The sequence below is a fragment of the Streptomyces sp. NRRL F-5135 genome (genome assembly GCF_000719775.1).
GTDB classification, from domain to species: Bacteria; Actinomycetota; Actinomycetes; order Streptomycetales; family Streptomycetaceae; genus Streptomyces; species Streptomyces hebeiensis.
In genome coordinates, this window is record NZ_JOHR01000007.1 from 359,392 (window position 1) to 374,272 (window position 14,881).

The window sequence follows — 14,881 nt, forward strand, 5'->3', positions numbered from 1 at the left end:
CGGGAGCCGTACGGTACGACCCGGTGCGCAGGCGTTCCGGCGTTCCGACGTCCGGTAGGCCCCGGCCGGGCACGGCCTTGTCGGCGGCGGCGCGATCGGTCGGCCGGCCGACCGGTCTCGGCCCCGCACGCCCCGCAGGACCCCGTCCGTACGGCGCGGCGCCGGACCGCCGGGCCCGGCCACGCCCGAGTGAAGCGCCCCACACGTCCGCCCCGGTACATCGTGTCAGACAGACGATTACACTGGCCGGGTGCCTCAACTACGTCTCGCCCTGAATCAGATCGACTCGACCGTCGGTGATCTCACCGCGAACGCCGAGGCGATCGTCCACTGGACCCGGCACGCCGCCGCCCAGGGAGCGCATGTCGTCGCGTTCCCCGAGATGGCGCTGACCGGCTACCCCGTCGAGGATCTCGCGCTGCGGGCCTCCTTCGTCGAGGCGTCCCGGGCCGCCGTGCGCGCGCTCGCGGTACGGCTCGAACAGGAGGGGTTCGGGGAGCTGCCGGTCGTCGTCGGCTACCTCGACCGCGCGGAGAAGGCCGAGGACCGCGTCGGGCAGCCCGTCGGCGCCCCGCGCAACGCCGCCGCCGTCCTGCACCGCGGTGAGGTCGTCCTGAACTTCGCCAAGCACCACCTGCCGAACTACGGCGTCTTCGACGAGTTCCGCTACTTCGTCCCCGGCGACACCATGCCCGTCGTCCGCGTCCACGGCGTCGACATCGCCCTCGCCATCTGCGAGGACCTCTGGCAGGACGGCGGGCGGGTGCCCGCCGCCCGGTCCGCCGGGGCCGGGCTGCTGCTCTCCGTCAACGCCTCGCCGTACGAGCGTGAGAAGGACGACACCCGCCTGGAGCTGGTGCGCAAGCGTGCGCAGGAGGCGGGCTGCACGACCGCGTATCTGGCGATGATCGGCGGGCAGGACGAGCTGGTCTTCGACGGTGACTCGATCGTGGTCGACAAGGACGGCGAGGTCGTGGCGCGGGCGCCGCAGTTCGCCGAGGGCTGTGTGGTCCTGGACCTGGACCTGCCCGCCGGCGAACCCGCGCCGCCCGGTGCGCGCAGGGGCGCCGCCGACGGCCGGGTGGTGGACGACGGGCTGCGGATCGACCACGTCATCCTGTCCGAGGACCCGCTCCCGGCGTACGAGCCGGAGCTGTCCGGCGGCTACGCCGACCGCCTGGAGGACGACGAGGAGGTGTACTCGGCGCTGGTCGTGGGCCTGCGCGCGTACGCCGCGAAGAACGGTTTCCGCTCCGTCCTGATCGGGCTCTCCGGCGGTATCGACTCCGCGCTCGTCGCCGCCATCGCCTGCGACGCGCTGGGCGCGGCGAACGTGTACGGCGTGTCCATGCCGTCCAAGTACTCCTCGGAGCACTCCAAGGACGACGCGGCCGAGCTGGCCCGCCGCACCGGTCTGAACTTCCGTACGGTGTCGATCGAGCCGATGTTCGACGCGTACATGGGTTCGCTGGAGCTCACCGGGCTCTCCGAGGAGAACCTCCAGTCACGGCTGCGCGGCACGCTGCTGATGGCCATCTCCAACCAGGAAGGCCAGATCGTGCTGGCCCCGGGCAACAAGTCCGAGCTGGCGGTGGGCTATTCGACGCTGTACGGGGACTCCGTCGGCGCGTACGGACCGATCAAGGACGTCTACAAGACGTGGATCTTCCGGCTCGCCCGGTGGCGCAACCGCGCGGCCGAGGAGCGCGGCCAGACCCCGCCGATCCCGGAGAACTCGATCTCCAAGCCGCCGAGCGCCGAGCTGCGCCCGGGGCAGGTGGACACGGACTCGCTGCCCGACTACGAGGTCCTGGACCGGATCCTGGAGCTGTACGTGGACCGCGACCAGGGCAAGGACGCGATCGTGGCGGCGGGCTACGACGACGAGACGGTCACGCGGACGCTGCGGATGGTGGACACGGCGGAGTACAAGCGGCGCCAGTACCCGCCGGGGACGAAGATCTCGGCGAAGGGCTTCGGCAAGGACCGTCGCCTGCCGATCACCAACCACTGGCGCGAGACGCCGCGCGACTGACACGCCGGACCCCGGGTGCGGGCCGGTCCGGGCCACCGCCCCGGACTGTCGCCCCCACGGGCCCGCCCAACGCGACCACCGACGCAAGAGACCGCGTGCACCGGCCCCGCGCGTGGCCCGGCGGACCGTACAGGCAACCGGCCCGCCGGGGGCCAGGGCGCCGGGCCGCGCGCGATCACGCCGCCCGCTGCCGTACCCCGCACGCGCCCGCGCGGTCCCCGGCAGCGCCCCCTCAACGCGTCCGCGTCGTCGACTCCGCCCCCGTCTCCGTCTCCGTGCCCGTCTCCGCCGGCGCGCTGCCCGAGGCGACGATGCGGGACTTCTCCGCCGTCGTGTCCCGCCGGTCCAGCAGGCCCGCCGTCGCCGCGATCGACAGGCCGACCAGTGCCAGCACCGCGCCCACCAGGGCCGGGGACATCCAGCCCCAGCCCGCCGAGATCGCCACGCCGCCGACCCACGCGCCACCCGCGTTGGCCAGGTTGAACGCCGAGTGGTTGGAGGCCGAGGCCAGCGTCGGGGCGTCCTTCGCCTTGCGCATGACCAGCATCTGGAGCGGGGTGGTGGTCATGAATCCGACCGCGCCCAGCACCACCACCGTCACCAGCGCCGCCCACTGCACGTGCACGGTGAAGCGGAAGGCGACCAGGACCACGGCGAGGGCGCCCAGCGACGCGTACAGCGTGGGCCGCAGCGCCCGGTCGGTCAGCGGGCCCGCGACCAGCGCGCCCAGCGTCATCCCGATCCCGAACAGCGCCAGGACCAGCGTGACGGACGACTCGCCGAAGCCCATCACCTCGGTGGTGATCGAGGCCAGGTAGGAGTACACGGCGAACACCCCGGCGAAGCCGAAGACCGCGGTCACCAGGCCGAGCAGCACCTGGCGGTGGCCCAGGGCGCGCATCTCGCGGCCGACGTTCTGGTGCGACTCGACGGGGACGTACGGCACGAGCCGGGCCAGCGACGCCAGCGCGGCCAGCCCGATCAGGGTCACGACCAGGAAGGTGGCCCGCCAGCCCAGGTGCTGGCCGAGCAGCGTGGCGGCCGGGACACCGACGATGTTGGCGACGGTCAGGCCGAGGAACATCGTCGCCACGGCCCGCGCCTGCCGGCCCTCGTTCACCAGCCGCGCGGCGACGACCGCGCCGACGCCGAAGAACGCGCCGTGCGGCAGGCCCGCCAGCACCCGCCCCGCCAGCAGCCAGCCGAAGCCGGGCGCGAGCGCGGAGGCGAGGTTGCCGACGATGAAGAGCCCCATCAGCAACAGGAGCATCTTCTTGCGCGGCACACGGGAGCCGACGGCGGTGAGCAGCGGGGCGCCGATGACGACGCCGATCGCGTAGGCGGAGACCAGATAGCCCGCGGTGGGTACGGACGTGCCCAGATCGTCGGCGACGTTGGGCAGCAGGCCCATCATCACGAACTCGGTGGTGCCGATGCCGAAGGCGCTCACAGCAAGCGCGAGCAGGGCCAGGGGCATGAAAACAGAACCTTTCCGCAGTAAGACTTCCGGGAGGACCGGGGAGGATCCGAAGAAGCCGAAGAAGAGGGGAACGAGTAAGTACCTCCCCGGAACAAACCCTCTCAGGCGGATTGTTCCTGCGTGTGAACACGGGATTGCGACGGAGCTGTCGAACACGTCACATCCACCGCGCGGCGATCTTCCTCCCCGCGCCCGGGCCCGTGACCGCGGCCGGGCCCGTGCCCGCGCCCGGCCGCGTCAGCCCAGTTCCACCCGTGCCGCTATCGGCAGATGGTCGCTGTCGGTCTCCGGCAGCGTCCACGACGACTTCGGCTCGATGCCCTTCACCATGATCTGGTCGATCCGCGCCATCGGGAACGACGCCGGCCAGCTGAACCCGTGGCCGTGCCCCGCGGCGCCCTGGGTCGAGCGCATCTGGGCGGTGATCGCGGTGAGTGAACGGTCGTTCATCGTGCCGTTCAGGTCGCCGAGCAGGACCACCCGGCGCAGCCGCTCGTGACCGATCGCCTCGCCCAGCGCGTCGGCGCTCTTGTCCCGCTGGTTGGCGGTGAACCCGGCGTGCAGCTTGACCCGTACGGAGGGCAGGTGCGCCACGTAGACGGCGACCGGGCCCTCCGGGGTGGTGACCGTGGAGCGCATGGCGCGGACCCAGCCCAGCCGGATGTCCACCGGCTCGGTGCCGCTCAGCGGGTACTTGCTCCAGAGGCCGACCGTGCCCTGCACGGAGTGGTACCGGTACGTCCCGGCCAGCGCTTTCTCGTACGTCGGTACGGCACCGTTGGGTAGTTCCTGGAGCGCGACGACGTCCACGCCCGACGCCGCGATCTCGCGCGCGGTACGGGTCGGGTCGGGGTTGTCCGCGTTGACGTTGTGCGTGGCGACGGTGAGGTCCCCGGCGCCCTTCGAGTCGTCGGTCTTGTCGGTCAGCAGCCCGCCGAAGGAATTCACCCAGACCGCGGCGGGCAGCAGCAGCGCGATCAGGGCGGTGGCGGAGCGCCGTACGAGCCCCAGGATCAGGATCAGGGGGATGACCACCCCGAACCACGGCAGGAACGTCTCGACCAGACTGCCCAGGTTGCCGATGGTGTTCGGGATGCTCGCGTGCAGGAGCATCAACAGGCCGAACAGGACGGCGAACAGCGCGAGGACGATGCCGCGCCGCCAGATTCCCCGGCTTCGGCGCAGGCGGTCGAGCAGGGATCTGACGCGGGATCCGCCGGGAGGCTCCTCGCTGTCGGCCGTCACCGATCGTTCGGTGTATTCCTGCGTCATGTCCGCTGCCCTCACTGCCTTGCTCTGCACGCCCGCCCCTGACCCTAGGCGATGTTCGGGCCCCGCTCGCGCCGCTTGGGCGCGACCGTACCGCGACGGAGACGACAGGTGCCGGTCGGAGAGTTCCGATCATGGACGACGAGCCCGGCGGTGTGACAGAACACGCACGGGGACGGCGGGAGTTTTACTTCCCGTACTCCCGTACTTCCCGTACTCCCGTACTTCCTGTACTCCCCGCACCTCCCGTACTTCCCGTACGGAAATGAGGCCGGGGGTTCGGGCCGCCCTGGCCGCGTTCGGGTTCAGCCGCGCGGGGCCAGTCCTTGGAGTACCGCCGTGATGATCTGTTCACCGAGATCCTCGTCCAGCGACCTGTCGGACCCGTGCAGGGTGCGCAGGAGCATGGGGCCGATCAGAAGGTCGCTCATCAGCTCCGCGTCGAGATCGTCACGGAGTTCGCCGGCGGCGACCGCGCGCCGGATCAGGTCGATCGTGGCGGCGCGCCGAGGGCCGACGATCTTCGTGTGGTACTCCTCCCAGAGCTTCGGCCGGCTCTTCATCTGCACGATGACGTTGTGCAGCAGGGTGGAGGAGCGCTGAGCCACCCCGCGCCTGCGCATCCGCTCCAGCATGACGGCCAGGTCGCCGAGCGCCGAGACTCCCGGCAGGTCCGGCTCGGGAGGTTCCATCTCCCGCAGCACGTCCACGAAGAGCTCCTCCTTGCCCTGCCAGCGACGGTAGATGGTGGCCTTGCCGACCCCGGCCGTACGGGCGATGCGCTCGATGGAGAGGGAGCCCAGCGGAACACCGTCCTCCAGCAGCTCGACGACCGCGTCCAGGATCGCCCGCTCGGCGGCCTCACTGCGCGGCCTGCCCCGCCGGTGCTCCGTGTCCCGCCCGCACTCGCGACGCTGATCCCGCACGTGTTCTCCGCCTCTCACCACGGCCGTTCGTCCCACGGCCGATTGTCGTACACGGCTCAGCCGCACGTCCCGGGCCGCCGCACGGTGCCCGGCACCTCCGTCCGCCCGGCCCTCCGTCGCCCGGCCCCTCCGTCTCGTACACGACCGCCGGCCACGACACCACGATCCGCCCACGCACGGCAGCCGCCCGTACGGCCGTGTCATGGCCGTACGGGCGGCTGCGCCTTCCAGCGGGGCCGGGAGCCGGCGCGCGGGGGCCGCCGGGCCCGTCGCGCGTCAGCCCGTCGCGCGTCAGCCCCGGACCGCGGGCTCCCGGGTGGCCGCCGCGCCGTCCGCGCCGCCGTCCGGAGTCCGCCGCGCGGCCCGCGGCCGGCCCGGCAGGAACAGCGCGACCACCACCGCGCCGATCAGCGCCACGCCGGCCGAGCAGAGGGCCGTCACGTGCATGGCGTCGAGGAACGCGTCGTACGCCGAGCCGATCAGCGGCCGGCCCGCCGGGCCGAGCTCCCGGGCGGCGCCGAGGGTCGCCTCGATGGACTCCCCCGCCGCGTCCCGCGCGGAAGCCGGGACCGCGCCCAGGTGTCCCTCGATCCCGCCCCGGTACACCGCGGACAGCACGGAGCCCAGGACCGCGACCCCCAGCGCACCGCCCACCTGGCGGAAGGTGTTGTTGATCGCCGAGCCGGAGCCCGCCTTCTCGCGCGGCAGCGCCTGCATGACCGCGACGGTCACCGGCGGCATGATGTGGGCCATTCCCGTGCCCTGGACGAAGAAGACGACGCACAGCGCCCAGACGGGTGTGTCCCTGTCGAACAGGGCGAAGGCCGCCAGCCCGGCGCCCACCAGCACCAGGCCCGCCGTGCACACGGCCCGGGCCCCGAACCGCTCCACCACCAGCCTGGCCCGGGGCGCGAAGACCATCTGGGCCGCGGCGAGGGGCAGGATCAGCAGGCCGGCCTGGAGCGCGCTGTAACCGCGCACGCTCTGGAGGTAGAAGGCCGAGAAGAACGTCACCCCCATCAGCGCGAAGAAGACCAGCGCGACGGCGGCGACGGCTGCCGCGAAGGCGGGCTTCCTGAAATACGTGACGTCGAGGGCGGGATGGCTGCTGCGCTTCTCGTGCCGGACGAAGCCCGCCAGGACGGCCAGCCCGCCCAGCAGCGGTGCGAGCACGGTCACATCGGTGAAGTCGGCCAGTTCGCCGCCGCGGATGATCCCGTACACGAGCAGGACGAGGCCGATGACGGAGAGCACGACACCGAACGGGTCGATGCGGCCCGGCACGGGGTCCTTGGACTCCGGCACCAGCACCGCCATCGCGATCAGCGCGACGACGACCACGGGGACGTTGACCAGGAAGATGGACCCCCACCAGAAGTGTTCGAGCAGCAGACCGCCGGTGATGGGCCCGATGGCGATGCCGAGGCCGACGCTGCCGGCCCATACCCCTATGGCCTTGGGCTGTTCCTCGCGCTCGAAGACGTTCATCAGGACGGCCAGCGTGGCCGGCATCACGAAGGCGGCGCCGAAGCCCATCAGGGCGCGGTAACCGATCAGTTCGGCCGGCGACCCGGAGGCGGCGGCCAGCGCGGACGCGACGCCGAAGACGAAGGTGCCGAAGAGCAGCACCTTCTTGCGCCCGATCCGGTCACCGAGGAGGCCGGAGGTGAACAGCAGACCGGCGAAGACGAGCGTGTAGGAGTTGATCGCCCACTCCAACTCGCTCTGGGTGGCGCCGAGACCGGTGGGCGAGGGGGCGGCGATGGTCTTCACCGCGACGTTCAGGATCGAGTTGTCCAGCACCACGATGAGCAGGCTGAACATGAGCACGCCAAGGATGGCCCAGCGGCGGCGGTGGACGGCTTCGGGGACACGGGGCACGGCGGCGGGGCGACCGTCGGTCGGGGGCGTGGCTGTGGACATGACGTAGAGACTAGAGGAATTTCGATACGGAACCGTCTCGTATCGGAATGCCTTGCGAACCTTTTACCGTGCGGCGGGTCCGGGAGCCGGCGGCCGTGCGGCGGGTCCGGGGGGCCGGCGGCCGTGCGCGACGTGCGGTCCGGCCTGGCCGGTCAGGCCGGCCGGGCGTCAGGCTGGGCGGACCGGTCAGGGCCCTTTCGCCGGTGGTGCGGGGATGCCACCATGGACGTGGTCCGGGGACGCCGACAGGGCGCCTCGAGATGACGAAAGGGCCATGGGCCATGACTCTTCAGGCTGCGACGAAGCCGCCCGCGGACGCGGGAACCCCGACGGACGCCACCCACGCCACCGACACCTCCGGCACGACGGAGACCGCGCGGACCACGGACACGGCCCGTACGGCCGGTACGGCCGGTACCGCTGACGCGGCGAGTGGCGTCGGTACGGCCGATACGGCCAAGGCGAGGAACCCCAAGGCGCTGTACGGCGGCAGGACGTCGCGCCGTATCACCGTCCACGACATCGCCGCCGCCAAGGAGCGCGGCGAGAAGTGGCCGATGCTCACCGCCTACGACGCGATGACGGCGTCCGTCTTCGACGAGGCCGGCATCCCCGTCATGCTCGTCGGCGACTCGATGGGCAACTGCCACCTCGGGTACGAGACGACCGTGCCCGTGACCCTCGACGAGATGGCCATGCTCGCCGCCGCCGTGGTACGGGGCACCGAACGCGCCCTGATCGTCGGCGATCTCCCCTTCGGCTCGTACCAGGAAGGCCCGGTGCAGGCCCTGCGCAGCGCCACACGGCTGGTCAAGGACGCGGGCGTGGGCGCCGTCAAGCTGGAGGGCGGCGAGCGCTCGCACGGGCAGATCGAGCTGCTGGTCCAGTCCGGCATCCCGGTCATGGCCCACATCGGGCTCACCCCGCAGTCGGTCAACGCGATGGGCTACCGGGTGCAGGGCCGGGGCGAGGAGGCCGCCCAGCAGCTGCTGCGCGACGCCAAGGCGGTCCAGGACGCGGGGGCGTTCGCGGTGGTGCTCGAACTGGTGCCGGCGGAGCTCGCCGCAGAGGTGACCCGCGTCCTGCACATCCCGACCGTCGGGATCGGTGCCGGTCCGCAGACGGACGCGCAGGTGCTCGTGTACACGGACATGGTGGGGCTCACCGGCGGCAAGGTGCCGCGCTTCACGAAGCAGTACGCGAACCTCCGGCGGACGCTGGGCGACGCGGCGAAGGCGTTCGCCGAGGAGGTCGTGGACGGAACGTTCCCGCAGGAGGAGCACACCTTCCACTAGGGCCTCTCCCGTAACGCCCTCTCCCGGCACCGCGCCCGGCCGGGCGGCCGCCGGCACCCCGGGCAACCTCACCCACGCGTGGGCTTGCCCGGTGCCGGGTCACCTCCGGCGATCGCTCGCCGACAGATGCGGCCCTGCCGGGCGTCTGTCGCCGGGTCGTCCACAGGCTGTCGGTGGACTGTCGGCGGATTGTCAGTGGCGGATGCTGTGATGGGGCACATGACGCGAATCGACAAGAAACCGGACGGCGGCCGCACGGGCCATGCCGTAGAGGTGCGGGGGCTGGTCAAGCAGTACGGCGGGCCCCAGGGCACCCGGGCGCTCGACGGGGTGGACCTCGACGTGCGCGAGGGCACGGTCCTCGGTGTGCTCGGTCCGAACGGCGCCGGCAAGACGACACTCGTCCGCATCCTCTCCACGCTCGTCCAGCCCGACGCCGGTACGGCCAGGGTCGCGGGGTACGACGTGCTGCGCCAGCCCCGCCAGCTGCGGCGCGTGATCGGTCTCACCGGTCAGTACGCCTCGGTCGACGAGAAGCTCTCCGGCCGGGAGAACCTCTACATGATCGGGCGGCTGCTCGATCTCTCCCGCAAGGAGTCCCGCCGCCGGGCGGACGAGCTGCTGGAGCGCTTCTCGCTCACCGAAGCCGCCAGGAAGCCCGCGGCCCAGTACTCCGGCGGGATGCGGCGCCGGCTCGACCTCGCCGCATCGATGATCGGCCGCCCGGCGGTCCTCTACCTGGACGAGCCGACGACGGGTCTCGACCCCCGTACGCGCAACGAGGTCTGGGACGAGGTGCGGAGCATGGTGGCGGAGGGGGCCACCGTGCTGCTCACCACCCAGTACATGGAAGAGGCCGAGCAGTTGGCGAGCGAGCTGACCGTCATCGACCGGGGACGGATCATCGCGGGCGGTGGGGTGGACGAGCTGAAGGCCAAGGTCGGCGGCCGCACGCTCCAGATCCGCCCGACCGACCCGGCCGACCTGCCCGCGATGGCCCGCGCGGTCACCGAAACGGGGCTCGACGGCCTGTCCGGTGCCCAAGCGGTGCCCGAAGAAGGGCTGTTGTACGTGCCGATCCTCAGCGACGAACAACTGACCGCCGTCATCGGCCTGCTGGGCGAGCGCGGCCTCTCCATCGCCCACATAGGCACCCATCTGCCCAGCCTGGACGAGGTGTTCCTGGCCATCACCGGCCAGAAGACGGCCTCCGTGTCCGACACCGCACCCGAGGAGATCGCGGCATGAGCACGACCACACCTCCTTCCACTCCCTTCACTCCCGCCGCCGCCCCGGAGCGGACTCCCGCTCCCGGCCCCGGGCCCGGTGGCGGCGCCGATCCCGCCTCTGTCGGCGAGGGCCGGATCGGCCTGCGGTCCAACCTCCGCCACATCGGCGCGCTGGTCCGGCGCAACGCGCTCCAGATCAAGGCGGATCCGGAGTCGATGTTCGACGTCCTGCTGATGCCGATCATCTTCACCCTGCTGTTCGTCTACGTCTTCGGCGGTTCCGTGGGCCAGAGTCTGGGCGGCAGCCGGGAGGACTACGTGAACTACGTGGTGCCCGGACTGATGGCGATGATGGGCATGAACATCTCCATGGCCGTCGGCACGGGCATGAACGACGACTTCCGCAAGGGCGTCATGGACCGCTTCCGCACGATGCCGATCGCCCGGTCGTCGGTCCTGATAGCCAAGATCGTGGTCGAGATAGGCCGCATGCTCGTCGCCACGGCGATCCTGCTCGGCATGGGCTTCCTGCTCGGCATGGAGATAAAGACGTCGGTGGCGGAGCTGTTCGGCGCAGTCGGTCTGTCGGTGGCGTTCGGCGCCTCCCTGATGTGGGTCTTCATCCTGCTGGGTCTCACCATGAAGACGGCACAGGCCGTGCAGGGAGTGGCCATGCTCGTCCTGATGCCGTTGCAGTTCGGCTCGTCGATCTTCGCACCGCCGACCACGATGCCCGGCTGGCTGCAGACGTTCACGGACTACAACCCGTTGTCGAACCTGGCGGACGCGGCCCGGAACATGATCAACGGCGGGCCGGTCGCGCACTCGGTGTGGATGACGCTGGCGTGGGCGGCGGGCATCACGCTGGTGACGGCGCCGCTGGCGGTGGGCAAGTTCCGCAAGAAGTCCTGAGCCCGGCGTGGTCCGGATCCGCCGGTCCGAGCAGGGCGGCGGCTTCCTCCAGGGTGAGGCCGCCGCCCTCGGTGCGCGCCGTTTCGAACGCCTCGTCACTGAGGACGGCCCGGACGGTCGCGACGGCCCGTTCCCTGACGTGCCGTTCCATGTAGGTGCGGACGTGGCCGGTGGGCAGCAGCGCCTCGTGGGCACCGACCAGCCGGGCGGCGTCCCACGCGCGGTCGGCGTCCCGCCCTCGGTCGGCGTCGCGCCCTCGGGCAGGGTCCCGTCTTCCGTCGGCGTCCGACCCTCCGTCAGCGTCGCGGTCCTCGCGGAGGCCGGGGGCGGGCCGGTCGGCTGCCAGGCCGCCCAGGGCCCACGCGGCCGTCATCAGCTGGCCGACGGCCAGTTCCGGGGCGATCAACCGCGACAGCGGCGCCCGTGCTTGCACCAGCGCCTCGCGGACGCCGGCCAGCGCCGTCGCGTACTGCCCCTCCTCACAGTCCAGCCAGGCGACGTGCCCCTTCATCATGCCGACGAAGAGAGCCAGCGTCTCGCCTCTGAACACCTCCAGCAACGTCCGCATGTGCTGCCTCGCCTCGGCCACGCGTCCCGTGCAGCCCAGCCAGACCGTCAGGAAGAGGCGGGCGACGAGCAGGCTCTGATGGGCCTCGTCCCCGCCCTCCTCCAGCAGTTCCCGGATGAGGCGTTCGCCCTCCTCGCCCCGGCCCCTCTCGAACAGGGTCCCCGCCACCCGCGTCCGCAACAGGATGACCTGGCTGCGCGCCCCGAGTCCGTCCGCATGGCCGATGGCCGCCGCGTAGTCCTCCGCGGCGAGGGCGTGGTCGCCGCCGCGCTCCCTGGCCTCGCCCCGGGCGGAGAGCGCCTCCGCCGCGCCCCAGGCGTCGCCGAGCCGCTCGTAGATCTCCAGGCTGCGATCGGCGTCGCGGCCCGCGTCGCCGGCCCACATAAGCCGGTTCGCCAGCACGTTCGCCCGGGCCTGCAGCGCACCGGCGAGCTCCCAGTCGTACCCCAGTTCCGCGCAGGCGCGCACGGTCTCGTCCAAGACGTGCCGCAGCAGTTCGTCGTCGCCGGTGAGCATCACCGCGTAGAGCCAGAGGCTCCCGGGGAACCGGCAGGTCTGCGGCAGGCCGGGGCGGTAGACCAGGACGACCGTGCGCAGCCATGCCCGCCGGGCGGGCGTGGTCCAGCCGTCCTCCTGGTGGTTCATGGTGGCCACTTCGATCAGCCGCACCTGGCGCCGGGCCTCCTGGAGCACGTCGGGCGCCAGGGGCGGCGGCGCGTCCGTACAGCGCGCCTCGATCGGTGGCGCGGGCTCGGCGGGCGAGGTGAACGGATCGGGGCCGAGCGCGCTCACGGCCAGCGCCCACTGACGGGCGTCGGCGCGCAGGTCCAGCATCTGCCAGAACCAGCCGAGGGAGAGGACGAGGCACAGTCCCTCCTGCTCGTTGTGGGCGGCCACGGCGCGGCGCAGCGCGGTGCGCAGGTTCTCGTACTCCAGCTGCAACCGTGTGAGCGCGGCGCGCTGGCCCCGGCCGCGCAGCAACGGGTCGGTGGTACGGGCGAGTTCGCGGTAGTACACCAGGTGGCGGTGGGCGGCGGCGGCCCGTTCACCCGACTCGTCAAGGCGCTCGGCGGCGTACTCGGCGACGGTCTCCAGGAGCCGATAGCGCATCTCGCCGCCCGCCGAGGGGGTGGCCACGACGAGGGACTTGTCGATGAGCGAGCCCAGGAGCGCGGCGACGTCACGGTACTCGACGGGGCCCGCGGTGCCGGGGCCCGCGGTACCGCGGGTGTCCGGGGCGCTGACGGGATACGTCGGGTCGACGGAGCTTCCGACGCCGACGACCTCACCGGCGTCACCGACCTCACCGGCGTCGACGGCCGCCGCCCGGTTCTCGTACGGCGGCGGCTCCTCCTCCCGGGCACCCGGCCCGGGGCCGGCCGAAGTGCCCGCCCGGGAGTCCCCTGCCGGGCTCGGCCACGAGTCCGCGCAGATGTTCTCGGCCGCGGTGAGGTCACAGCCGCCCGCGACGACGGAGAGCCGCCGCAGTACGGCGCGTTCCCGCGCGTCGAGCAGGTCCCAGGACCAGTCCACGACGGCCCGCAGGGTCTGCTGACGCGGCAGGACGGTCCTGCTTCCGCTGGTCAGCAGCCGGAAGCGGTCGTCGAGACGGTCCGCTATCTGACGTGGAGTCAGCATACGGAGCCGGGCGGCGGCCAGTTCGATGGCCAGCGGCAGCCCGTCCAGCCGACGGCAGATCTCCTCGACCGCGCCCGGGTCCGCGGCGGGCTCGAACCCCGGCCGCACCGCCCGGCCCCGCTCCCCGAACAGCCGGTGTGCCGGGTCCGGTGGCAGCGGCTCCACGGGGCGTACGGTCTCGCCGGGCACCCCCAGAGGTTCCCTGCTGGTCGCCAGGACGGTCAGCCCCGGGCAGTGCGTGAGCAGTTCCTGGACGAGGTCGGCGGCACCCTGTACGAGGTGTTCGCAGTTGTCGAGCAACAGGATCATGCGGCGGCGCGCACAGTGTTCGACAAGCCGTGCGAGCGGCTCGGCGGCATGCGGGTCAACGGCACGCAGTTCTCCGGCCCCCGCGCCGCGCAGCACGGTCTGCCGCGCGCCGAGCGCCGCCAGTACGGCCTCCGGCACGGTCGACGGGTCCTCCACGGGCGCCAGTTCCGCGAGCCACACCCCGTCCGGCCACCCGTCCGCGACCCGCTCGGCGGCCTCCTGCGAGAGTCGCGTCTTCCCGGCACCGCCGGGGCCGAGCAGTGTGACGAGCCGGGACCGCCCCAGATCGTCCCGGATGGCGTCGATGTCCGCCTCCCGCCCGACGAAACTGGTCAGCCGGGCACGGAGATTGCCCGGAGGCGGTACGGCCCCGGGCCCGGGGCCGCCGACGCCCGTACCGTCCGGGGGCACGGCACCGTCCGAGTCCGGGGCGCCGCCCGCGCTCACGACGCCGTCCGAGTCCGGGGCACCGTCCGGGGGCGGGTCTCCGTCCCGGGCGGACCGCCCGGGACGGCCGCCGGGACCGTTCCCGCGGTCGCCGCCGTGGAGCAGGTCGGCGTGCAGCGCGCGCAGTTCGGGGCCGGGGCCCGTGCCGAGCCGGTCGGCCAGGGAACGCCGGACCTCCTCGTACGCGGCCAGGGCCTCCGCCGGGCGGGCGGCCTCGCGCAAGGCCCGTATGCGCAGGGCATGGAGCCGCTCGTCCAGCGGGAACTCGTCGCACAGCGCGGCCAGTTCGGGCAGCGCCTCGTCCGCCCGGCCCAGCGCCAGCTCGGCGGTGAGCAGGGATCGGCGGGCCTCCCCGCGACGGGTCTCCCAGCGTGCCGCCTCCGCCCCGCGGTCCGGCAGGTCGGCCAGCGCGGGCCCGGCCCACAGCCCGAGTGCCTCGTCGAGCAGCGCGGCCGCCTTCGCCGGATCGCCCTCCTCCAGCGCCCGCGCGCCCTCGCTCGCGAGCCTGCCGAAGCGGTGGAGATCCACCTCGTCCTCGTCCGCGCAGAGCCGGTAGCCGCCGTCCGCCGAGACCACGACCCCCGGGCCGAGCGCCCGGCGCAACCGTCCGACCAGCGCCTGGAGGGCGCCGACCGCGTCGGCGGGCGGCTCGTCGCCCCACACCTCGGCGACGAGCACACCGACCGGCACCGCGCGACCGGCGCGCAGGGCGAGCACGGTGAGCAGCGCACGCAGCCGGGCGCCCCCGACGGCGGCCGGGGTGCCGTCGTCACGCAGGGCGCGGGTGGTGCCGAGGACGCGGTAGCGCATCCGCCCATTGTCCCCGGCGTCGGACACCCGTTCACGCCGC

Annotated in this window: 9 protein-coding genes; 4 read left to right on the forward strand and 5 right to left on the reverse strand. The window is 72.6% G+C overall.

Annotated features, from left to right (window positions below):
• Positions 1-250: 250 nt before the first annotated feature.
• Positions 251-2,035 (forward strand): NAD+ synthase, encoded by a 1,785-nt coding sequence (locus tag IG02_RS0114105; protein WP_030746367.1) that lies wholly within the window; start codon positions 251-253, stop codon positions 2,033-2,035.
• Between the two features lie 232 nt (positions 2,036-2,267).
• Here IG02_RS0114105 and IG02_RS0114110 read toward each other — a convergent pair whose 3' ends face one another.
• The 4 genes from IG02_RS0114110 to IG02_RS0114125 all read right to left on the reverse strand — a co-directional run bounded on the left by IG02_RS0114110 (position 2,268) and on the right by IG02_RS0114125 (position 7,633).
• A complete protein-coding gene (locus tag IG02_RS0114110) occupies positions 2,268-3,512 on the reverse strand; it encodes an MFS transporter (protein WP_030746369.1) in 1,245 nt (414 codons plus the stop codon).
• A 240-nt stretch (positions 3,513-3,752) separates the two neighbouring features.
• Complete coding sequence (locus IG02_RS0114115) at positions 3,753-4,787, reverse strand: endonuclease/exonuclease/phosphatase family protein (RefSeq protein ID WP_030746371.1); 1,035 nt, start codon at positions 4,785-4,787, stop codon at positions 3,753-3,755.
• A gap of 302 nt (positions 4,788-5,089) precedes the next feature.
• Complete coding sequence (locus IG02_RS0114120; protein WP_030746373.1) at positions 5,090-5,710, reverse strand: TetR/AcrR family transcriptional regulator; 621 nt, start codon at positions 5,708-5,710, stop codon at positions 5,090-5,092.
• A gap of 291 nt (positions 5,711-6,001) precedes the next feature.
• Positions 6,002-7,633 carry an MFS transporter gene (locus IG02_RS0114125; RefSeq protein WP_078854459.1) on the reverse strand — a complete coding sequence of 544 codons (1,632 nt, stop codon included), beginning with the start codon at positions 7,631-7,633 and terminating at the stop codon, positions 6,002-6,004.
• Between the two features lie 281 nt (positions 7,634-7,914).
• Between IG02_RS0114125 and panB the strand changes: the two genes are divergently transcribed.
• From panB to IG02_RS0114140, 3 genes are all read left to right on the forward strand, one after another.
• Positions 7,915-8,928: a 3-methyl-2-oxobutanoate hydroxymethyltransferase gene (panB, locus tag IG02_RS0114130; RefSeq protein ID WP_030746377.1), complete on the forward strand. Its 1,014-nt coding sequence runs from the start codon at positions 7,915-7,917 to the stop codon at positions 8,926-8,928.
• Between the two features lie 210 nt (positions 8,929-9,138).
• Positions 9,139-10,176, forward strand: a complete 1,038-nt coding sequence (locus IG02_RS0114135) for an ATP-binding cassette domain-containing protein (protein ID WP_030746379.1) — start codon at positions 9,139-9,141, stop codon at positions 10,174-10,176.
• Complete coding sequence (locus IG02_RS0114140; protein ID WP_030746381.1) at positions 10,173-11,069, forward strand: ABC transporter permease; 897 nt, start codon at positions 10,173-10,175, stop codon at positions 11,067-11,069. Before IG02_RS0114135 ends, IG02_RS0114140 begins: the two co-directional genes overlap by 4 nt.
• Here the strand turns inward: IG02_RS0114140 and IG02_RS39285 are convergent.
• A complete protein-coding gene (locus tag IG02_RS39285; protein WP_078854460.1) occupies positions 11,017-14,841 on the reverse strand; it encodes an AfsR/SARP family transcriptional regulator in 3,825 nt (1,274 codons plus the stop codon). The two genes, IG02_RS0114140 and IG02_RS39285, sit on opposite strands and share 53 nt — an antisense overlap.
• Positions 14,842-14,881: the final 40 nt, after the last annotated feature.